The organism is Aeromonas sp. S8(2024), from assembly GCF_041403085.1.
Classification (GTDB): domain Bacteria; phylum Pseudomonadota; class Gammaproteobacteria; order Enterobacterales; family Aeromonadaceae; genus Aeromonas; species Aeromonas dhakensis.
On sequence record NZ_JBGLRF010000002.1, the window covers coordinates 546,886 to 563,913 of the forward strand.

General features: G+C 63.8%; 12 protein-coding genes. 5 read left to right on the forward strand and 7 right to left on the reverse strand.

Translation table 11 applies throughout. The features are described from left to right. Positions 1-5: 5 nt before the first annotated feature. From ACB031_RS07075 to nadK, 7 genes are all read right to left on the reverse strand, one after another. Positions 6-1,379, reverse strand: coding sequence for an efflux transporter outer membrane subunit (locus ACB031_RS07075; protein WP_371139261.1), 1,374 nt, complete (start codon positions 1,377-1,379; stop codon positions 6-8). Further along, complete coding sequence (locus tag ACB031_RS07080) at positions 1,376-3,319, reverse strand: MacB family efflux pump subunit (RefSeq protein ID WP_010633361.1); 1,944 nt, start codon at positions 3,317-3,319, stop codon at positions 1,376-1,378. The genes ACB031_RS07075 and ACB031_RS07080 overlap by 4 nt, the downstream gene beginning before the upstream one ends. Beyond that, positions 3,316-4,479 carry a macrolide transporter subunit MacA gene (macA, locus tag ACB031_RS07085; RefSeq protein ID WP_017780716.1) on the reverse strand — a complete coding sequence of 388 codons (1,164 nt, stop codon included), beginning with the start codon at positions 4,477-4,479 and terminating at the stop codon, positions 3,316-3,318. Before macA ends, ACB031_RS07080 begins: the two co-directional genes overlap by 4 nt. 225 nt (positions 4,480-4,704) lie before the next feature. Continuing rightward, a complete protein-coding gene (locus ACB031_RS07090; protein ID WP_043171537.1) occupies positions 4,705-5,145 on the reverse strand; it encodes a universal stress protein in 441 nt (146 codons plus the stop codon). Positions 5,146-5,523: 378 nt separating this feature from the next. Beyond that, a complete protein-coding gene (locus ACB031_RS07095; RefSeq protein WP_268037245.1) occupies positions 5,524-6,417 on the reverse strand; it encodes a DHHA2 domain-containing protein in 894 nt (297 codons plus the stop codon). A 600-nt stretch (positions 6,418-7,017) separates the two neighbouring features. Then, positions 7,018-8,682: a DNA repair protein RecN gene (gene recN / locus ACB031_RS07100; protein ID WP_010633364.1), complete on the reverse strand. Its 1,665-nt coding sequence runs from the start codon at positions 8,680-8,682 to the stop codon at positions 7,018-7,020. A gap of 148 nt (positions 8,683-8,830) precedes the next feature. Further along, complete coding sequence (gene nadK / locus ACB031_RS07105; RefSeq protein WP_005303013.1) at positions 8,831-9,715, reverse strand: NAD(+) kinase; 885 nt, start codon at positions 9,713-9,715, stop codon at positions 8,831-8,833. Between the two features lie 266 nt (positions 9,716-9,981). Between nadK and grpE the strand changes: the two genes are divergently transcribed. The 5 genes from grpE to ACB031_RS07130 all read left to right on the forward strand — a co-directional run bounded on the left by grpE (position 9,982) and on the right by ACB031_RS07130 (position 16,980). Further along, the gene (grpE, locus tag ACB031_RS07110) at positions 9,982-10,557 is read left to right on the forward strand and encodes a nucleotide exchange factor GrpE (protein ID WP_005303011.1); all 576 of its coding nucleotides are present in this window, start codon (positions 9,982-9,984) and stop codon (positions 10,555-10,557) included. A 271-nt stretch (positions 10,558-10,828) separates the two neighbouring features. Then, entirely contained in the window at positions 10,829-12,757 is a 1,929-nt protein-coding gene (gene dnaK, locus ACB031_RS07115) for a molecular chaperone DnaK (protein WP_005303009.1), read from the forward strand. A gap of 254 nt (positions 12,758-13,011) precedes the next feature. Next, positions 13,012-14,154: a molecular chaperone DnaJ gene (dnaJ, locus tag ACB031_RS07120; protein ID WP_005303007.1), complete on the forward strand. Its 1,143-nt coding sequence runs from the start codon at positions 13,012-13,014 to the stop codon at positions 14,152-14,154. Positions 14,155-14,417: 263 nt separating this feature from the next. Further along, entirely contained in the window at positions 14,418-15,908 is a 1,491-nt protein-coding gene (locus ACB031_RS07125) for a carbohydrate porin (RefSeq protein WP_081588768.1), read from the forward strand. 115 nt (positions 15,909-16,023) lie between these two features. Continuing rightward, positions 16,024-16,980 (forward strand): aminoimidazole riboside kinase, encoded by a 957-nt coding sequence (locus tag ACB031_RS07130; protein WP_017765702.1) that lies wholly within the window; start codon positions 16,024-16,026, stop codon positions 16,978-16,980. Positions 16,981-17,028: the final 48 nt, after the last annotated feature.

The window sequence follows — 17,028 nt, forward strand, 5'->3', positions numbered from 1 at the left end:
CTGGCTCAGGGGCGATCGCTGCCCCCCAGCGCCTTGTAGATCTTCGCCATGGTGTTGAGCTGCTCCTTCTGCTGGCCGAGCAGGGCGAGCTCGGCGTCCCACAGCCGGTTCTGTTCATCCAGCCAGGGTTGTACCCCGGTGGCGCCGGCCTGGTAGCGGGCTCTCGCCAGCCGCTCCGCCTCTTTGGCAAAGTCCAGCTGCTCGGCCAGGTAGCTCAGGCGTTGCTCGCCGTGGTGGCGGGCGGTCAAACCATCCTCCACCTCCACCAGCGCGCCGTAGAGCTGCTTGCGAAACTCCGCTTCGGCTATCTGGTAATCGAGCTTGGCGCCGGCGATGGCGAGCCGGGTCTTGTTGTACTCGAGGAAGGGCAGCGCCAACGTGGCGCCCAGGGTGCCCACCGGGTTTTGCAGCACCTGGGTCAGGGTATCCGAGCTACTACTAGCGCCGCCGGTCAGCTTCAATGTGGGGTAGAGACCGGTGCGGATCTCGTCCCCCTTCGCCAGGGTCTTGCGCAGGCGCAGCTCGGCGGCGCGCACGTCGGGGCGCCGCGCCAGCACATCGGCCGGAATGCCGACCGCCAGGGTGGGGATGGCGGCCGTCGGCAGCGCCTTGGGCTCGAATGCCAGCGGACCGTTGCTGCGACCGAGCAACAGGCGCAGGGCGTTGCGGGCCTGCACCTGCTGCATCAAGAGCGAGCTGAGCTCCGCCTGCTTGCCGGCCTTCTGCTGGCTGGCCTGCACCAGATCGAGCCGGGTCACGGCGCCGGCCCGGTACTTGGCCTGGGTCAGCTGCTCGGCGCGCTCATAGTTGGCGAGCTGCTGCTGGCCCAGGGAAATGGCCGAGCCGAGGTAGGCCAGCTGCCAATATTGCTCGAGCGCCTTGCCGATCAGCATCAGGCGGGTGGCGGCCAGATCCTGGGCGGACGCCTCGGCCTCCCAGCTCGCCTGATCCCGCACCGAGGCCAGCCTGCCCCACAGATCCACCTCGTAGCCGAGGGTCAGGGAGGGGCCCATGCTGCCTTCACTCTTGCCGCTCTTCAGATTCTTGGTGCCATTGCCGCCGAGGCTGGCATCGACCGAGGGGGTCAGGTTGGTGTCGGCCAGATCGGCACTGAGCAGAGCGCTGCGCAGGCGCAGGCCGGCGACCTGCATGTCCGGGTTGGCAGCCAGCACGGCCTCGATCAGCCGATTGAGCTCGGGATCGTGGAAGCCTTGCCACCAGGGGCCGGCCAGCTGGCGGGTGAGACCGTCCTCCGGCTGCTGCCAATGGTCGGCCAATGCCAGCTCCTGCCGCTGATAGCTGCTCTGCTGGCTGCAGGCGCCGAGGCCGAGCGCCAGGGTGAGGCAGAGCCCCAGTTTGGATAAGTGGTACATCGTCATTCCCTCGCCAGCGCCTCGACCGGGTCGAGCCGGGCGGCATTGCGGGCGGGCAGATAGCCAAACAGGATCCCGATGAGCGAGGAACAGCCAAACGCCATCAGGATGGAAAAGAGCGAGAAGTGCATCTGGATGCTCTCCACGAACAGGGAGAAGAGCAGGCCGATGAAGAGGGAGACGCCGACCCCGAGCATGCCCCCCAGCAGGCTCACCATCACCGCTTCGATCAGAAACTGCTGCAGTATGTCCGACTGGCGGGCACCGACCGCGATGCGGATGCCGATCTCGCGGGTGCGCTCCACCACCGACACCAGCATGATGTTCATCACCCCGACGCCGCCGACGATGAGGGAGATCACCGCGATGGCGGAGACCAGCAGGGTCATGGTGGCGGTGGTTTTCTCCACCGACTTGATGATGCTGTCGCTGCTGAAGGTGAAGAAGTCCTTCACCCCGTGGCGCTGGGTCAGCAGCTCGATGGCGGCCTGTTCGGCCAGCGCCGGTTGCACCCCGTCCTTGACCCGGATGGTGAGCTGGCTGAAGTGGTTCTGGGAGATGAGGCGGCTCATCACGGCGCTGTAGGGCAGCCAGACGTTCACCGACTGGCCGCTGCGACCAAACCCGGTCTCCTCTTCCACCACGCCGACGATGCGCACCGGCAGGGTGCCGACCAGCACCACCTGGCCGACGGGATCCTGCTTGCCGAGCAGGCTCTCTATGGTCTTGCCGTCCACTACCGCCACCGCGGTCCGGTTCTGGATGTCGCGCTCGTCAAACAGCCGGCCGTTGGTGAGCTTCATCCCCTTGACCCGGAAGAAGTCGCTGCCGACCCCGACTATGCTGCCGCTGTTGGTCTTGTTGCGATAGCGCAGCTGGCCGGAGGCGGCGATCTGGGGGCTGGCCCCTTCCAGGTAGGGTTGGCCGAGCAGGGCGTCGAGATCCCGCTTGTTGAGGGTCTGGATGCTGGCGGCCTTCTCGTCCCCCCAATCCTTGCCGGGGAAGATGTCGATGGTATTGGTGCCCATGGCATTGATCTGGTCGATCACCTTGGCACGGGCCCCCTGGCCGAGCGCCACCACGCTCACCACGGCGGCGATGCCGATGATGATGCCGAGCATGGTGAGGAAGGTGCGCATGCGGTGGGCCAGCATGGCGTGCAGCGCCATGCGTGCCGCTTCCCGGTAGCGATCCCAGTCGTGCCCTGCCCCTTCCTTGCCGGCAGGGGCGGCGGTCGGGGTCACGGGGGCGGCGGCCGGTTTGCGGCCGCTGTCTTCCTGTACCCGGCCATCCTTGAGAGTGATGATCCGGTCGGCGTGGCTGGCCACTTCCATGTCGTGGGTCACCAGGATGATGGTGTGGCCCTGGGCGTGCAGCTCCCTGAGGATGGCCATCACCTCCTTGCCGCTCTGGCTGTCGAGGGCCCCGGTGGGTTCGTCCGCCAGGATCACCTCGCCACCGTTGGCCAGCGCCCGGGCGATACTGACCCGCTGCTGCTGGCCGCCGGAGAGCTGGCTCGGGGTGTGATGGCTGCGCTCGCTGAGCCCCAGCCGCGCCAGCAGTGCCTGGGAGCGGGCCTGGCGCTCGGCCCGTGGCGTGCCGGCGTAGACGGCCGGGATCTCCACGTTGGCGGCGGCATTGAGGTGCGGCAAGAGGTGGTAGCGCTGAAAGATGAAGCCGAAGTGGTGACAGCGCAGTCTGGCGAGGGAGAGGGCGTCCAGGGTGGCGGTGTCCTGGCCGCGGAACAGGTACTGGCCGCTGCTCGGCCGATCGAGGCAGCCGAGCAGGTTCATCAGGGTCGACTTGCCGGAGCCGGAGGCGCCGACGATGGCGATCATCTCTCCCGCCTCGATGGCGAGATCGAGGGGATGGAGCACGGTCACTTCCTGCTCTCCACTCTGGTAGCGCCGCTCGATCCCCTTGAGCTGGATCAGAGGCTCGCTCACAGCATGATCTCCACGTCATTGCCACTGACCGGCGAACCCTGGTTCAGGGTGACCTTCTCCTGTTCGCTCAGGCCGCTGACCACCTCCACCTTGATGTCATCCTTCATGCCGGTCTTGATGCGGCGAGTCTCCTTCTGGTCATCCTCCTTGAGCAGGGTGACCTCGTACTCGTTCTCCCCGAGCTTCTTGCCAAGGGCGGTCTGCGGAATGGTCAGCACCTGCTTGCGCTCGCCGAGCACTATGGTGACCTGGGTGGTCATGGCGACCCGCAGGGTGTGATCCGGGTTGGGCACGTCGAACAGGGCGTAGTAGTAGACGGCGGCGTTGTTGGTGGCCGTGGTGCTGGTGGCCTGCTCGTTGATGTTGGTGGGGGCCAGTTCGACGGTGCGCAGGGTGCCGTGGTAGCGGGTGTCCGGATCCCCCATCAGGGTGAAGTAGACCGGCATGCCGGCCTTGACCCGGGTGACGTCCGCTTCGGAGATCTGCGCCTTGACCGTCATGGTCTCCAGGTTGGCGAGCTTGAGCAGGGTCGGCACCGTCTGGCTGGCGGCCAGGGTCTGCCCCTGGCGGGTCACTATGCTGACGACGGTGCCATCCATGGGCGCCTGAATGCGGTTGTAGCCGAGCTCCGTCTTGGCTCGCTCCACCTTGATCTGGGCATTGTCGACTTCAGCCAATGCCCCCTGCAGCTCGGCTCTGGTCACGGCCAGCTGGGCTTCGGCGCTCTCCAGATCGGCGCGCGAGCTCGCCTCCTGCCTGAACATCTGCTGCTGGCGACGCCAGCTCAGCTCGTTCTGCTTGAGCTGGGCCTGCTTGATCTTGAGCTGGGCGCGGCGGCTGGCGAGATCCGCCTCGGCGGTCTTGAGGTTGTTCTGGGCGATCAGCGGATCGATCTCGGCCAGCAGGTCTCCCTGCTTGACCTTCTGACCTGCCTCTACCGCCAGATAGGTGACCTGGCCCGAGACCTGGGCACCGACGTCTACCTGCTCGATGGCCTGCAACACACCGCTGGCCAGTACGGTCTGCTCCACGTCCTGGCGGGTCACCTCGGCGGTCAGTACCGGCTCGGGAGCCTTGCTCGGCCAGGCCAGCCAGCCGATGGCGAGCACGGGCACGAGGGCGAGCAGGGCAATTTTTCTCTGCTTGGGAGTGATGTTCATTTTTCACCTGAAAGAAGCGAACGAAGGCGTGCAAGGGCAACATCCTGCAGCAAACGAGGCTCAAAAAACAGTGATGAATATGTAAGAAAACATGTAGATAGTCTTGTCACTAGCGTGCCTTAGTTGGGCTTCCTGGCGAGCAGACGGGGCGGGGGGGCAGCGGGCGAAAAAGCCCGCTGCGGGAGGTCATTCGGGCACCCGGCCTGAGTCGGCGGGGGCCGGTCGTCAGCTGACGGCCTTGAGTTGTTCGGCGTAGGGCTCGTGGCAGATCTGGATGTCGAGCGGCAGCTTGTAGATAAGCAGGCGGGCCAGGGATCCCTCCATCCAGTGGTGGCGGCTGCCGACCAGCAGCAGATCCATCGGGTGAGTGGCCAGCCAGCGTTTCAGGTCGGGCACCACGTCATCGACCACCAGGCACTGGTAATCCACCGGGTGTTGCAGGGTGGTGATGAGCTCGCTGATGATGGCCTTGGCGTCCAGCGTACCCTGGGCGCTGCGCTCCTCTTCCGACAGCGACAGGCTGTTGCGGCGCATCTTGCTGCTGTGGGTCAGGTGCAGCAGGGTGAGCTCGCCCCCCATTCCTTGTGCCAATTGACTCGCTTTGGCCAGCGTCTCCTGCTCGTAATCTTTGCCTTCCAGCAACAGCACGATATTGGTTGAGGTCATAAGCAATTCTCCCTTGGCATGGTGCGGGCCACCAGGGACAAACGGCCTGTCCCAGATCACTGTGTACCCGCTATGTGTCGCATAGCACGAACCTGTCTCTGTGGCTGTCGGTGTCAGCGGGTGTCGCTGATGCAGCGCCAGGGCATGCTCGTTTACATCATCATAACAGACTGAGTTGAATGGAAAATGAAGGAAAACCTGGGCTGGACGGGCAAATGACGTGCGAGCCGTCAAAAGTGCGAGCAAAGCCGGGATTGGCCCCTCTCTGGAGCCATGCCGGAGGGTGTTGGTTGGCAGACGGCAAGATAACAAGAGAGTGGGTGGGACGGGTGAGCAGAACGGCGAGTCCGGCGTGAAGCGGGACTCGCCGGGTCAGCGTCAGAGTGGCTTGCCTGCCAGATAGCTCGTCAGCCAAGGCAGCCCCTCTTTCTTGCGACTGACGGCGCCGATCAGCTGGATGGGGTGGGCGGGCAGGATGCCGTTGCTGGCGAAATGGAGCTGGCTGCCCCCCTGAGCCAGGTCGGTCAGCATCAGGACATAGGCATCCAGCCCATCCTCTGCCAGCCGCAGCTGCATGGCTTGTTCCAGTTCCGCCTGCCGGCTGTGCAGTTGACCCGGATCCATCACGCAGATCTGGCTGACATAGAGCTGGTAGCCGGCTATCTGGTAGGCCTTCTCGTCGGCGGTGAGCAGCTCGGCCATGGGGGCGTCACCAAGCTGGGTGCGGCGCTCCAGCAGGGTCTGTGCAAAGGGCTCCAGCGCCAGATCCGCCAGCGGCAGCAGGGCATGGACGGCGGCGCGATCGCGCGCCGTGGTGGTGGGCGAGGTGAGGCTGAAGGTATCGCTGATGATGGCCCCCAGCAGCAGGCGAGCCTGGGCGCGGGAGAGGGTATGGTAACCCATCAGCTCCAGCAGCACGGTGGCGCTGCAACCCACGGCCCGGATCCAGGCATCGAGCGGCCCACGGGTAATGAGAGTACCGATGCGGTGGTGGTCGATGAGGCCCTGCACGTCGGCCTCTGCCAGTCCATCCGGCCCCTGCTCCAGCTCGCTGAAATCCACCAGGAACACCTCTTTGTTGGCCACGCTGCCCTGCAGCAGGGGCGGGGCGGCGACGCCGGCGGTGTCCAGAATGAAGCGGGTTTCGGCGATGGGTTCGCCAAGGGCATAGGCCTGGGCAGGGCGGCCCTGGCGATTGAGCCAGTCGGCAGCCACCAGGGCGGTACAGATGCTGTCGCTATCGGGATTCTTGTGACCAAACACGTGGAGCATGGTGCCATTCCTGCGGTTGATGACGTACCTGAGGCAAGATCAGGTATGCGGGGCAAACGGGAAAACAGGGGCTTGCCCTGCTCTGGATTCACTCTATGCGCCGCCCCCGCTCATGGCAACCGGCGCAGGCCGCCCTGCGGCGGGCGAGATCCTGTTGTAAAAGGGGCGCTCACTCCTGCTGCTGAATCGCCTTGGGGCTGGGTAGGGAGGCAGACCCGGGCAGCAGATTAGGGCAGGGAGGCAAACTCGGACAGGGAGACAAGCGGAAGGAGATAGCTGTGTGGCAAGCGCCGGGGGATCGCCCATGGCCGCAAGGTTCACGCTGCAAGAGGTGGATAGGGGGATGGGCAAGCAAGGAGATTAGGCCGCGTCTCGGTATGAGCGAGAGGCTATGAGGCTTCGATCCGGCCAGGCAGGCCGTGACCATTCAAACCGCCAGAAAGTGATCTCTCGGGGGGTGAGCTCTCCAGAATGCGGCAACGGCGGCATGGTGATGATGCACCCGCCGCGGCGCAGCAAACCGCCGTCACCAGCAGGCGGGGTTACGCGGGGAACCTGATCCTCAACGTGGGCCCCGCGTGCAGATGGCTGACCTTTGCCTCAGCAGGCCAGCAGTTCGCGAGCGTTGGCCAGGGTGTTGTCGGTGATCTGATCGCCCCCCAGCAGACGGGCCAGCTCGTTGAGACGGGCACTTTGATCCAGCGCCTGCATCTGGGTTTCGGTGGTCTTGCCGTCGGTGTGCTTGCTCACCACCATGTGCTGGTGCCCCTTGCCTGCGACCTGGGGCAGGTGGGTGACCACCATCACCTGGGTCGATTCCCCCAGCTGGCGCAGCAGGCGCCCTACCACGGCCGCTGTCGGGCCGCTGATCCCCACGTCCACTTCATCGAAGATGAGGGTCGGCGTCGAGATCTTGCGGGCGCTGATCACCACGATGGCGAGGCTGATACGCGACAGTTCGCCGCCGGAGGCCACCTTGCCGAGCGGCTGGATGGGCTGGCCCGGGTTGGTGGTGACCATGAACTCCACCCGGTCGATGCCGAGCGGTGACAGGCTGCTCTGGGCATCGGGGCGCACCTCAATGGCGAAGCGGCCGTCCGGCATCGCCAGCTCGTGCATGCTGGCACTCACCTTGGCGCCGAGCTCTTCGGCATAGCGTTGGCGGCTCTGGCTCAGGGCCTCGGCGGCCTGCACGAAGGCCTGGCGGGCCTCGGCCAGCTCGTCTTCCATCCCCTCCAGCCGTTCCTCGTCGGAGTTGAGGCGCGCCAGATCGGCGGCCAGCTCCTGATGGTGCAGGGCCAGCTCGGCCGGTTTGACGTGGTGCTTGCGGGCCAGGTTGATGGCCTTGGAGAGGCGGCTCTCCAGCTCGTTGAAGCGCTCTGGATCCAGCTCCAGCCGATCCAGGTAGCTGCGCAGCTCGCTGTGGCTCTCCTGCACCCCGATGAGGGCCTCGTTGAGCATGCCGAGCACGTCGCCCAGCCGGCTGTCCATGGCGACCAGCCCCTCGGCCCGATCGACGACGGTCTGCAGCAGACCGGCGATGGTGGTCTCCTCGTTGTCATAGAGCAGATCCAGACAGGCGCCGCACTCCTGCATCAGCTCGGTGCCGTTGGCCAGGCGCTGATGCTCCTCTTCAATCTCTTCAAACTCCCCCGGTTGCAGGGCAAATTCATCCAGCTCCTGCACCTGGTATTCGATGAGCTGGCGGCGGGCCTCCCGCTGCTGCTGCTCGGCCTTGAGCCGGTTGAGCTCGTTCTGCAGCTGGCGCCACTGCTGGTATTGGCGGCGCACCTCATCGAGCAGCAGATGGTGGCCGGCGTAGCCATCGAGCAGGGCGAGCTGGTAATCGGGTTTGAGCAGCATCTGGTGGGCATGCTGGCCATGGACGTTGACCAGCAGCTGGCCCAGGTTCTTGAGCTGGGTGAGGGGCACGGGCACGCCGTTGATGTAGCTGCGTGAGCGCCCCTCGGCGGAGATGACCCGCCGCACTATGCATTCCCCTTCGTTTTCCAGCTCGTTGGTGGCCAGCCAGGCGCGAGCGGCCGGGTTGCCGTCCAGCAGGAAGCGGGCGCTGACCTCGCTCTTGTCACTGTCCGGTCGCACCATGCCCGCTTCGGCACGCTCCCCCAGGCACAGGCCCAGGGCATCGATGGCGATGGATTTGCCCGCCCCGGTCTCACCCGTGATGCAGGTCATGCCCGGTTGCAGATCGAGTTCGAGAAACTTGACGATGGCGAAGTTGTTGACGGTCAGCTGGGTCAGCATGGTCTCATCCTGTATGGGCCAACATTACTGTGTATGCATCCAGTATATACTGGTTTTCCATACAGTAAAGATGTCGCCGCGGGACGGAATGCAAAACGGCCCGCGCCAGGGACCGTTTTGTGAGGGAGATGGAGTGCAGGGCTGGGGATCAGAACAGCTTGCTGCCCCAGCCGAGCTTGTTGCGCAGCACGTGGAAGTAGCTGTAATCCAGCGGATGGACCAGATGCAGCTTGTGGCTGCTCTTCTTGATGAGGATCTCGTCCCCCGGGTGGACCGCCAGGGTCACCTGACCGTCGCAGCTCACTTGCATGGCGTCGTCCTGATTGTCCGGTGAGACCAGCAGCCGCACCTCGCTGTCGGCGTCCAGCACGATGGGGCGGCTGCTCAGGGTGTGCGGGAACATGGGCACCAGCGTGATGGCGTTGAGCTTGGGGGTGAGGATGGCGCCGCCCGCCGACAGGGAGTAGGCGGTGGAGCCGGTGGGGGTGGCCACTATGATGCCGTCCGAGCGCTGGCTGTACATGAAGCTGCCGTCGATGTAGACCTCGAACTCGATCATGTGGGCAATCTTGCCCGGGTGCAGCACCGCCTCGTTGACCGCCAGGTTGTTGGACTTGCGCTCGCCGTGGCGATAGACCGCCGCCTCCAGCAGGAAGCGGTGCTCGCTCTTGTAGTGGCCGCACAGCACCTGCTCCAGCGGCAGCAGGTAATCCTGCGGCGAGAGATCGGTGAGAAAGCCGAGGTTGCCCCGGTTTACCCCGATCACCGCCACGTCGAAGCGCGACAGTACCCGCGCGGCCCCCAGCATGTTGCCGTCACCACCGACCACGATGGCGAGATCCGCCTGCTGGCCCAGTTGCACCAGATCCATCACGTTCTCGTCCATGATGCCGAGGGCGTGGGCCACCCGGCTCTCTACCAGCACCCGAAAACCGCGGGTGGTCAGGTATTGATGCAGGCCGGTCAGGGTCTGGTTGGCCCCTTCGTGGTGGGGCTTGCCAATCAGGGCGATGGTTTTGAACGGAGAATCCATGGTCTGTCGGGTCTGGGATGAGTATTGGGGGGAGTATACCGCGCTTTGGGGGGGATTTGTCTGCTGCCGGCGTGTCCGCTTGCGCCATGGGGCGGGAAAACACCGTAAATTGCCTGTCGCGTCACCTCCTTGGCGATAATGGCGCCCTTTTCCCCTTGAAAGCCGGGGATCCATCCCCATAATAGCGCCAACATAGTCGGCCCGTTGCCGTCCGGTCGCGCAACCGGAGAGCGGGCCCTCATAAGTAACCCGCAATTGGAGATGTCATGAACCACGAAGAACAAAAGGTTGAAGCGATGGAGCAAGTGGAAGCCCAGCCAGTCGAGCCGACCGATGTAGACAGTGAAGTGACAGCCGAGCAGGCCCGCATTGCCGAGCTGGAGGCGCAGCTGGAAGCTGCCCAGCAAGCCTCTGCCGAAGAGCGCGAGCGCGCCATTCGTGCCGTCGCAGAGATGGAGAACCTGCGTCGTCGCGCGGCGCAGGACGTGGAGAAGGCGCACAAGTTCGCGCTGGAGAAGTTCGCCGCCGAGCTCTTGCCGGTGCTGGACAACATGGAACGCGCCATCGAGCTGGCCGACAAGGAAAACGACGCCCTCAAGCCGATGATCGAAGGGGTCGAGCTGACCCTGAAATCCATGCAGAGCGGCGTGGCCAAGTTCGGCCTGGCGGCGCTGGATCCGACCAACCAGCCGTTTGACCCCAACGCCCATCAGGCGATGAGCATGGTGCCGAGTGCCGACGTGGCGCCGAACACCGTCATCGCCGTGATGCAGAAAGGCTACGAGCTGAACGGTCGCGTGATCCGTCCGGCCATGGTCATGGTATCCAAGGCCGTCGACTGAGTCGGTGCTTGATGCCCAGGCCCGCCGCTTGGCGGGCTTTTTGTTGTGTATCCCTGCGGTGCGTCATGGCCCGGCCATGACAAAAGGTGGGGTTTTTGCAGGGCGGGGCTTGAAGTGGCCACTTGCGACCCCATATAGGATGCAAGGCCACGGCGGCACAAAAAATTTGATGCCGGGAGCTTGAAAGCCAGATTGGCAGGCCCCACCTAGCCGTTAACGCATTAAGGCGAGCCCCTCGCCAGTTTATTCAAAGTATTTGGAGATTCGTCAAATGGGTAAAATCATCGGTATTGACCTGGGTACTACCAACTCCTGCGTCGCTATTCTGGATGGCGACCATGCTCGCGTGATCGAGAACGCGGAAGGCGACCGTACTACTCCGTCCATCATTGCCTATGCCGATGACGGCGAAATCCTGGTTGGTCAGCCGGCCAAGCGTCAGGCCATCACCAACCCGAAGAACACGCTGTTCGCCATCAAGCGTCTGATCGGCCGTCGTTTCGAAGATGACGAAGTACAACGTGACCTGAAAATCATGCCGTACGCCATCGCCAAGGCCGACAACGGTGACGCCTGGGTCGAGGTGAAAGGCAAGAAAATGGCACCGCCGCAGATCTCTGCCGAAGTGCTGAAAAAGATGAAGAAGACCGCTGAAGACTACCTGGGCGAGCCGGTCACCGAAGCGGTCATCACTGTACCGGCCTACTTCAACGACGCCCAGCGTCAGGCCACCAAGGATGCCGGTCGCATCGCCGGTCTGGATGTAAAACGCATCATCAACGAACCGACTGCCGCGGCTTTCGCCTACGGCGTCAACAAGGTCAAGGGCGAGCGCAAGGTTGCCGTGTATGACTTAGGGGGCGGTACCTTCGACATCTCCATCATCGAGATCGACGAAGTGGAAGGCGAGACCACCTTCGAAGTACTGGCAACCAACGGTAACACCCACTTGGGTGGTGAAGACTTTGACAACCGCGTCATCAACTACCTGGTTGACGAGTTCAAGCGCGAGCAGGGCATCGACCTGCGCAACGACCAGCTGGCCCTGCAGCGTCTGAAAGATGCCGCCGAGAAGGCCAAGATCGAGCTCTCTTCTGCCCAGCAGACCGACGTCAACCTGCCGTACATCACTGCCGATGCCACCGGTCCGAAGCACATGAACATCAAGGTAACCCGCGCCAAGCTGGAATCCCTGGTGGAAGACATGGTGAAGGACTCTCTGGAGCCGGTTCGTGTCGCCCTGAAAGACTCCGGTCTGGCGGTTGGCGAGATCGACGACGTGATTCTGGTTGGTGGTCAGACCCGTATGCCACTGGTTCAGAAGACAGTTGCCGAGTTCTTCGGCAAAGAGCCGCGCAAAGACGTCAACCCGGACGAAGCCGTGGCCATGGGTGCTGCCATCCAGGGTGCCGTGCTGTCCGGTGACAAGACCGACGTTCTGCTGCTGGACGTGACCCCGCTCTCTCTGGGTATCGAAACCATGGGCAGCGTGATGACTGCGCTGATCGAGAAGAACACCACCATTCCGACCAAGAAGTCCCAGGTGTTCTCCACTGCCGAAGACAACCAGTCTGCCGTGACCATTCACGTGCTGCAGGGTGAGCGCAAGCGCGCCAGCGACAACAAGTCTCTGGGCCAGTTCAACCTGGAAGGCATCCGTCCGGCACCGCGTGGTCTGCCGCAGATCGAAGTGACCTTCGACATCGACGCCAACGGCATCCTGCACGTCTCCGCCAAAGACAAGGAGACCAACAAGGAGCAGAAGATCACCATCCAGGCCTCCTCTGGTCTGTCTGATGACGAGATCGAGCGCATGGTACGTGAAGCCGAAGCCAACGCGGCCGAGGACAAGAAGTTTGAAGAGCTGGTGCAGGCCCGCAACCAGGCTGATGGTCTGGTCCACTCCGTGCGCAAGCAGGTTACCGAAGCCGGTGAAGCCCTGCCTGCCGACGACAAGACCAAGGTCGAAGCTGCACTGAGCGAGCTGGAAACCGCCATCAAGGGCGACGACAAGGCCGTTATCGAGGCCAAGCAGCAGGCACTGCTGGAAGCGTCCCAAAAGCTGATGGAGATTGCCCAGCAGCAGGCTCAGGCGCAAGGCGCCGCCGGTGCTGACGCCGGTCAGTCCTCCTCTTCCGCCAAGGCTGACGACGACGTGGTCGATGCCGAGTTTGAAGAAGTGAAAGACGACAAGAAATAAGCCCGACCCAGATGGGCGAAGTCCGCTTCGCCCATCGGCTCAGAATCTGTTCACGGTCTGTCACGAGAGGCCGTCAGCAAGGTAAAGCGCAGCGCAGGAACCGGAGTGTATGTGAATACATGAGGATTCCGAGCAGCACATGAGCCTTGATCACGGCTTCGTAGTAAGAGTGTGAGCAGATTCGTCAATGAATTTACGGGCGTTGGGTGACCAACGCCCGTCTGCGTAACTGCTGATATAGCAACAGGATAAGTATGTCGAAGCGCGATTTCTACGAAGTGCTGGGGGTATCGAAAGATGCCGACGAGCGCGAGATCAAGAAGGCGTACAAGCGTCTGGCCATGAAGTATCACCCTGACCGCAATCAGGGGGATGCCGGTGCCGAAGAGAAGTTCAAAGAGGTCAAGGAAGCTTACGAGATCCTGACCGATGCCAACCTGCGTGCCCGCTATGACCAGTACGGCCACGCCGGCGTGGATCAGAGCCAGGGTGGCGGTGGCCACGGTGGCTTCGGCGGTGGCGCCGATTTCGGCGACATCTTCGGCGACGTGTTTGGCGATATTTTCGGTGGCAGCCGTGGTGGCGGCCGTCGCGGCCCGGCTCGTGGCTCCGACCTGCGCTACACCATGGAGCTGACCCTGGAAGAGGCGGTACGCGGGGTCTCCAAGGAGATCAAGGTACCGACCCTGGTCCACTGTGAAGTGTGCAACGGCTCGGGAGCCCACACCGGCAGCTCGGCCCAGACCTGCCCGACCTGCCACGGCTCCGGCCAGGTGCAGATGCGTCAGGGCTTCTTCGCGGTGCAGCAACCCTGTCCGCACTGTCACGGCCGCGGCAAGATCATCAAGGATCCGTGCCGCAAGTGCCACGGCGAAGGTCGCTACCAGAAGACTAAAACCCTGTCGGTCAAGATCCCGGCTGGCGTCGACACCGGCGATCGCATCCGCCTCTCCGGCGAAGGGGAAGCGGGGGAGGCCGGCGCACCGGCGGGCGATCTGTACGTACAGGTGCACGTCAAGGAGCACGAGATCTTCGTGCGTGACGGCAACAACCTCTACTGCGAAGTGCCCATCAGCTTTACCGCGGCAGCCCTCGGCGGCGAGATCGAAGTACCGACCCTGGATGGCCGGGTCAAGCTCAAGGTCACCCCTGAGACCCAGACCGGCAAGATGTTCCGCATGCGGGGCAAGGGCGTGAAGTCCGTGCGCTCCGGCCAGGTGGGGGATCTGATGTGCAAGGTGGTGGTGGAGACCCCGGTCAAGCTGACCGAGCAGCAAAAAGAGCTGCTGCGCCAGCTGGACGAATCCTTCAGCGGCGCAGCCGCCAAGACCCACAAGCCGAAATCGGAAGGCTTCTTCGAAGGGGTGAAACGCTTCTTCGACGATCTGACCAGCTGATGTTCGCGACCCTGATATCAAGAGCCGGCCCTGTGCCGGCTCTTTTTTTGCCCCAGCTTTAGCAAGATCCCCGCTTATTGAGTGGATCCCGATGAGGGATCTTCCTCACAACTTCCGCCAATTCCTGCTGTACGAATGTTATCCCGCTCACACTTGAGCTGAAACGGTTTAGCTTGTGTATTGAGTTAGCTAAATTGGTTTAGCTATGCTCTCGTCGTCGATAACAACAGGCCCGACCGGGCGACAGATGACAGGTGAGGACGATGACGATGTGCAAGCACAAGTTGGCGCTGGCGGTAGCGCTGGGATTGGGGATGAGCAGCCCGCTGTGGGCGGCGGATGGCGGTATCGAGGCCCGTCTGGCGGCGCTGGAGGCGCGGGTGCAGGCGGCCGAGGCGCGCGCCACCGCCGCCGAAGCGCGGGCCGATGAGGCCCAGAGCAAGGCAAACGAAGCCCGCGAGACGGCCGTGGTGGCCAAGGCCCAGAGCGAGAAGGTGGACAAGCAGACCGCCGGGGCCCAGGGTTTCGAGTTCCACGGCTATGCCCGCTCGGGCCTGCTGGTCAACGGCAATGGCAACGGCGGTCGCGGCGGCCCCTACATCACCCCGGCCGGCTCGGTGGGTGGCGCCGTGGGTCGCCTTGGCAACGAGGATGACACCTACATGGAGGCCAACCTGCTGAAGACCCAGACCTTCGCCGATGGCAGCTGGGCCCGCTACAAGTTGATGCTGGCGGACGGGGTGGAGACCAGCAACGACTGGACCGCTAGCGATTCCAGTCTCAACACCCGCCAGGTGTTTGCCGAGATAGGCGATCTGGCGAGTTTCGACGGTCCCTTCAAGCATGCTGTGTTGTGGGCGGGCAAGCGCTTTGACCGGGACAACTTCGACATCCACTGGCTCGACTCGGACGTGGTGTTCCTGGCCGGCACTGGCGGCGGCGTCTACGACGTGCAGCTGGCCGACAGCTGGAAGGCGAACTTCTCCCTCTACGGGCGCGACTACGGCGACATCAGTGCGAGCGGTCTCTCCGACATCGAGAGCTACATCCTCACCATGAACAACCGGGTCGGCAACTGGCAGTGGATGGTGAACGGCCTCTCCGCCAAGGACAACGAGGCGCGCATCAACGACGGCGGCGCCGGCAGCGAAGCGGCGAACAAGGGGGCGCATACCCTGCTGGCCTACCACGCCGACAGCTTCTTTGGCATCAACCCCGGCTTCTCCAAGGCGGCCGTGCTGTATGGCCACGGCCTGGGTGCCGAACTCAAGGGGCTGGGTTCCGACAGCGAGCTGCTGGCGGACGCCGATGCGGTGCGGGTCGCCGTGTTTGGCGCCACGGATCTCAGTTCGCGCTGGCGTATCGCCCCGGCCCTGCTGGCCGAGCAGAGCAAGGATCGTTACGTGAAGGGGGACGAGTACCGCTGGGCCACCCTCAACACCCGGTTTGCCCAGGTGCTGAGCCAGAACGTCGAGCTGGTCTACGAGGCCACCTGGCAGTACATGGATCTCGATCCCAAGGGCTACAAGGGGCGTCAGGCGGTGAGCGGCGACTTCACCAAGCTCACCTTCGCCCCCACCTTCAAGGCGCAGACCGCCGGCTTCTTCGAGCGGCCCGAGTTGCGGGTATTCGCCACCTGGATGGACTGGTCCTCCGAGCTCGACAACTACGCCAGCACCGACGCCATGGGCCAGAGCAACTTCACCGCCGGCGGCGAGTGGAACTTCGGCGTGCAGATGGAAACCTGGTTCTAGTTCGTTATCCCGATCACAAAAATGGCAGCCGGCGTCGGGATCTGTTGGTTGGCTAAAACGGTTTAGCTGATAATGCCAGCCAACAAAACAGAGTCCGGGTTTGACAGTCGATCCGATGCAGCAGTGGAGTAGCAAGGTGACGAATCGTGTGTGGGTAATGGGGGATGCGGTGGTGGACTTGATCCCGGAAGGGGAGCAGCACTACCTCAGGTGTCCGGGCGGCGCGCCGGCCAACGTGGCGGTCGGGGTGGCCCGGCTTGGCGGTGAGTCGGCCTTTATCGGCCGGGTCGGCGCCGATCCCTTCGGCCGCTTCATGGCCGATACCCTGGCCAGCGAAGGAGTCGACATCCGTCACTTGATCCAGGATCCGGCCCATAGTACCAGCACGGTGCTGGTGGAGCTCGATGAGGCAGGGGAGCGCAGCTTTACCTTTATGGTGAGGCCCAGCGCGGATCAGTTCCTGACCCCCGCCGATCTGCCGCTCTTCCAGGCCGGGCAGTGGCTGCTGACCTGCTCCATCGCGCTCGCCAACGAGCCGGTACGCAGCAGCTGCCTGCAAGCCATGGCGACCATCAAGGCGGCAGGGGGGCGGGTCTGCTTCGACCCCAATCTGAGGCCCGAGGTGTGGGGCAACCCCGCCGAGATGCTGCCCGTGGTGCGCGAGGCCATTGCGCAGGCGGACGTGGTCAAGCTCTCGCTGGAGGAGCTGCAACTGCTAAGCGGTCTGGACGATCTGGCGGCGGGGCTCGCCACCATTTCAGGCCCGGCCCTGGTGCTGGTGACCCGGGGGGCGGCCGGCGTGGTGGCTCGCCTCGGCGGCGAGCTGCTGGAGTGGGTGGGGCCCAAAGTGACTCCCATCGACACCACGGGGGCGGGGGACGCCTTCGTTGCCGGTCTGCTGGCGGCCTTGGCCGAACGGATCTCGCTGCCCGCTCTGGATGAGTTGCCTGCCATCCTGGCCCGGGCCCACGGCTGCGGGGCGCTGGCCACCACCGCCAAGGGGGCGATGACGGCACTGCCGAGTCGCATCGAACTGGATGCCTTTTTGCGATCGGGTGCAAGCGGTTGTTGATCCGCGGCTAGAACCCCGGGTCAACAGACCCTACTCTCATGTGACAAG

What these genes read in the sequence shown, in the direction of transcription:
- ACB031_RS07075 (WP_371139261.1), bottom strand. Translation starts at nt 1,379, where the DNA reads ATGACGATGTACCACTTATCCAAACTGGGGCTCTGCCTCACCCTGGCG.
- macA (WP_017780716.1), bottom strand. Translation starts at nt 4,479, where the DNA reads ATGAACATCACTCCCAAGCAGAGAAAAATTGCCCTGCTCGCCCTCGTG.
- ACB031_RS07090 (WP_043171537.1), bottom strand. Translation starts at nt 5,145, where the DNA reads ATGACCTCAACCAATATCGTGCTGTTGCTGGAAGGCAAAGATTACGAG.
- ACB031_RS07095 (WP_268037245.1), bottom strand. Translation starts at nt 6,417, where the DNA reads ATGCTCCACGTGTTTGGTCACAAGAATCCCGATAGCGACAGCATCTGT.
- recN (WP_010633364.1), bottom strand. Translation starts at nt 8,682, where the DNA reads ATGCTGACCCAGCTGACCGTCAACAACTTCGCCATCGTCAAGTTTCTC.
- nadK (WP_005303013.1), bottom strand. Translation starts at nt 9,715, where the DNA reads ATGGATTCTCCGTTCAAAACCATCGCCCTGATTGGCAAGCCCCACCAC.
- grpE (WP_005303011.1), top strand. Translation starts at nt 9,982, where the DNA reads ATGAACCACGAAGAACAAAAGGTTGAAGCGATGGAGCAAGTGGAAGCC.
- dnaK (WP_005303009.1), top strand. Translation starts at nt 10,829, where the DNA reads ATGGGTAAAATCATCGGTATTGACCTGGGTACTACCAACTCCTGCGTC.
- dnaJ (WP_005303007.1), top strand. Translation starts at nt 13,012, where the DNA reads ATGTCGAAGCGCGATTTCTACGAAGTGCTGGGGGTATCGAAAGATGCC.
- ACB031_RS07125 (WP_081588768.1), top strand. Translation starts at nt 14,418, where the DNA reads ATGACGATGTGCAAGCACAAGTTGGCGCTGGCGGTAGCGCTGGGATTG.
- ACB031_RS07130 (WP_017765702.1), top strand. Translation starts at nt 16,024, where the DNA reads ATGCAGCAGTGGAGTAGCAAGGTGACGAATCGTGTGTGGGTAATGGGG.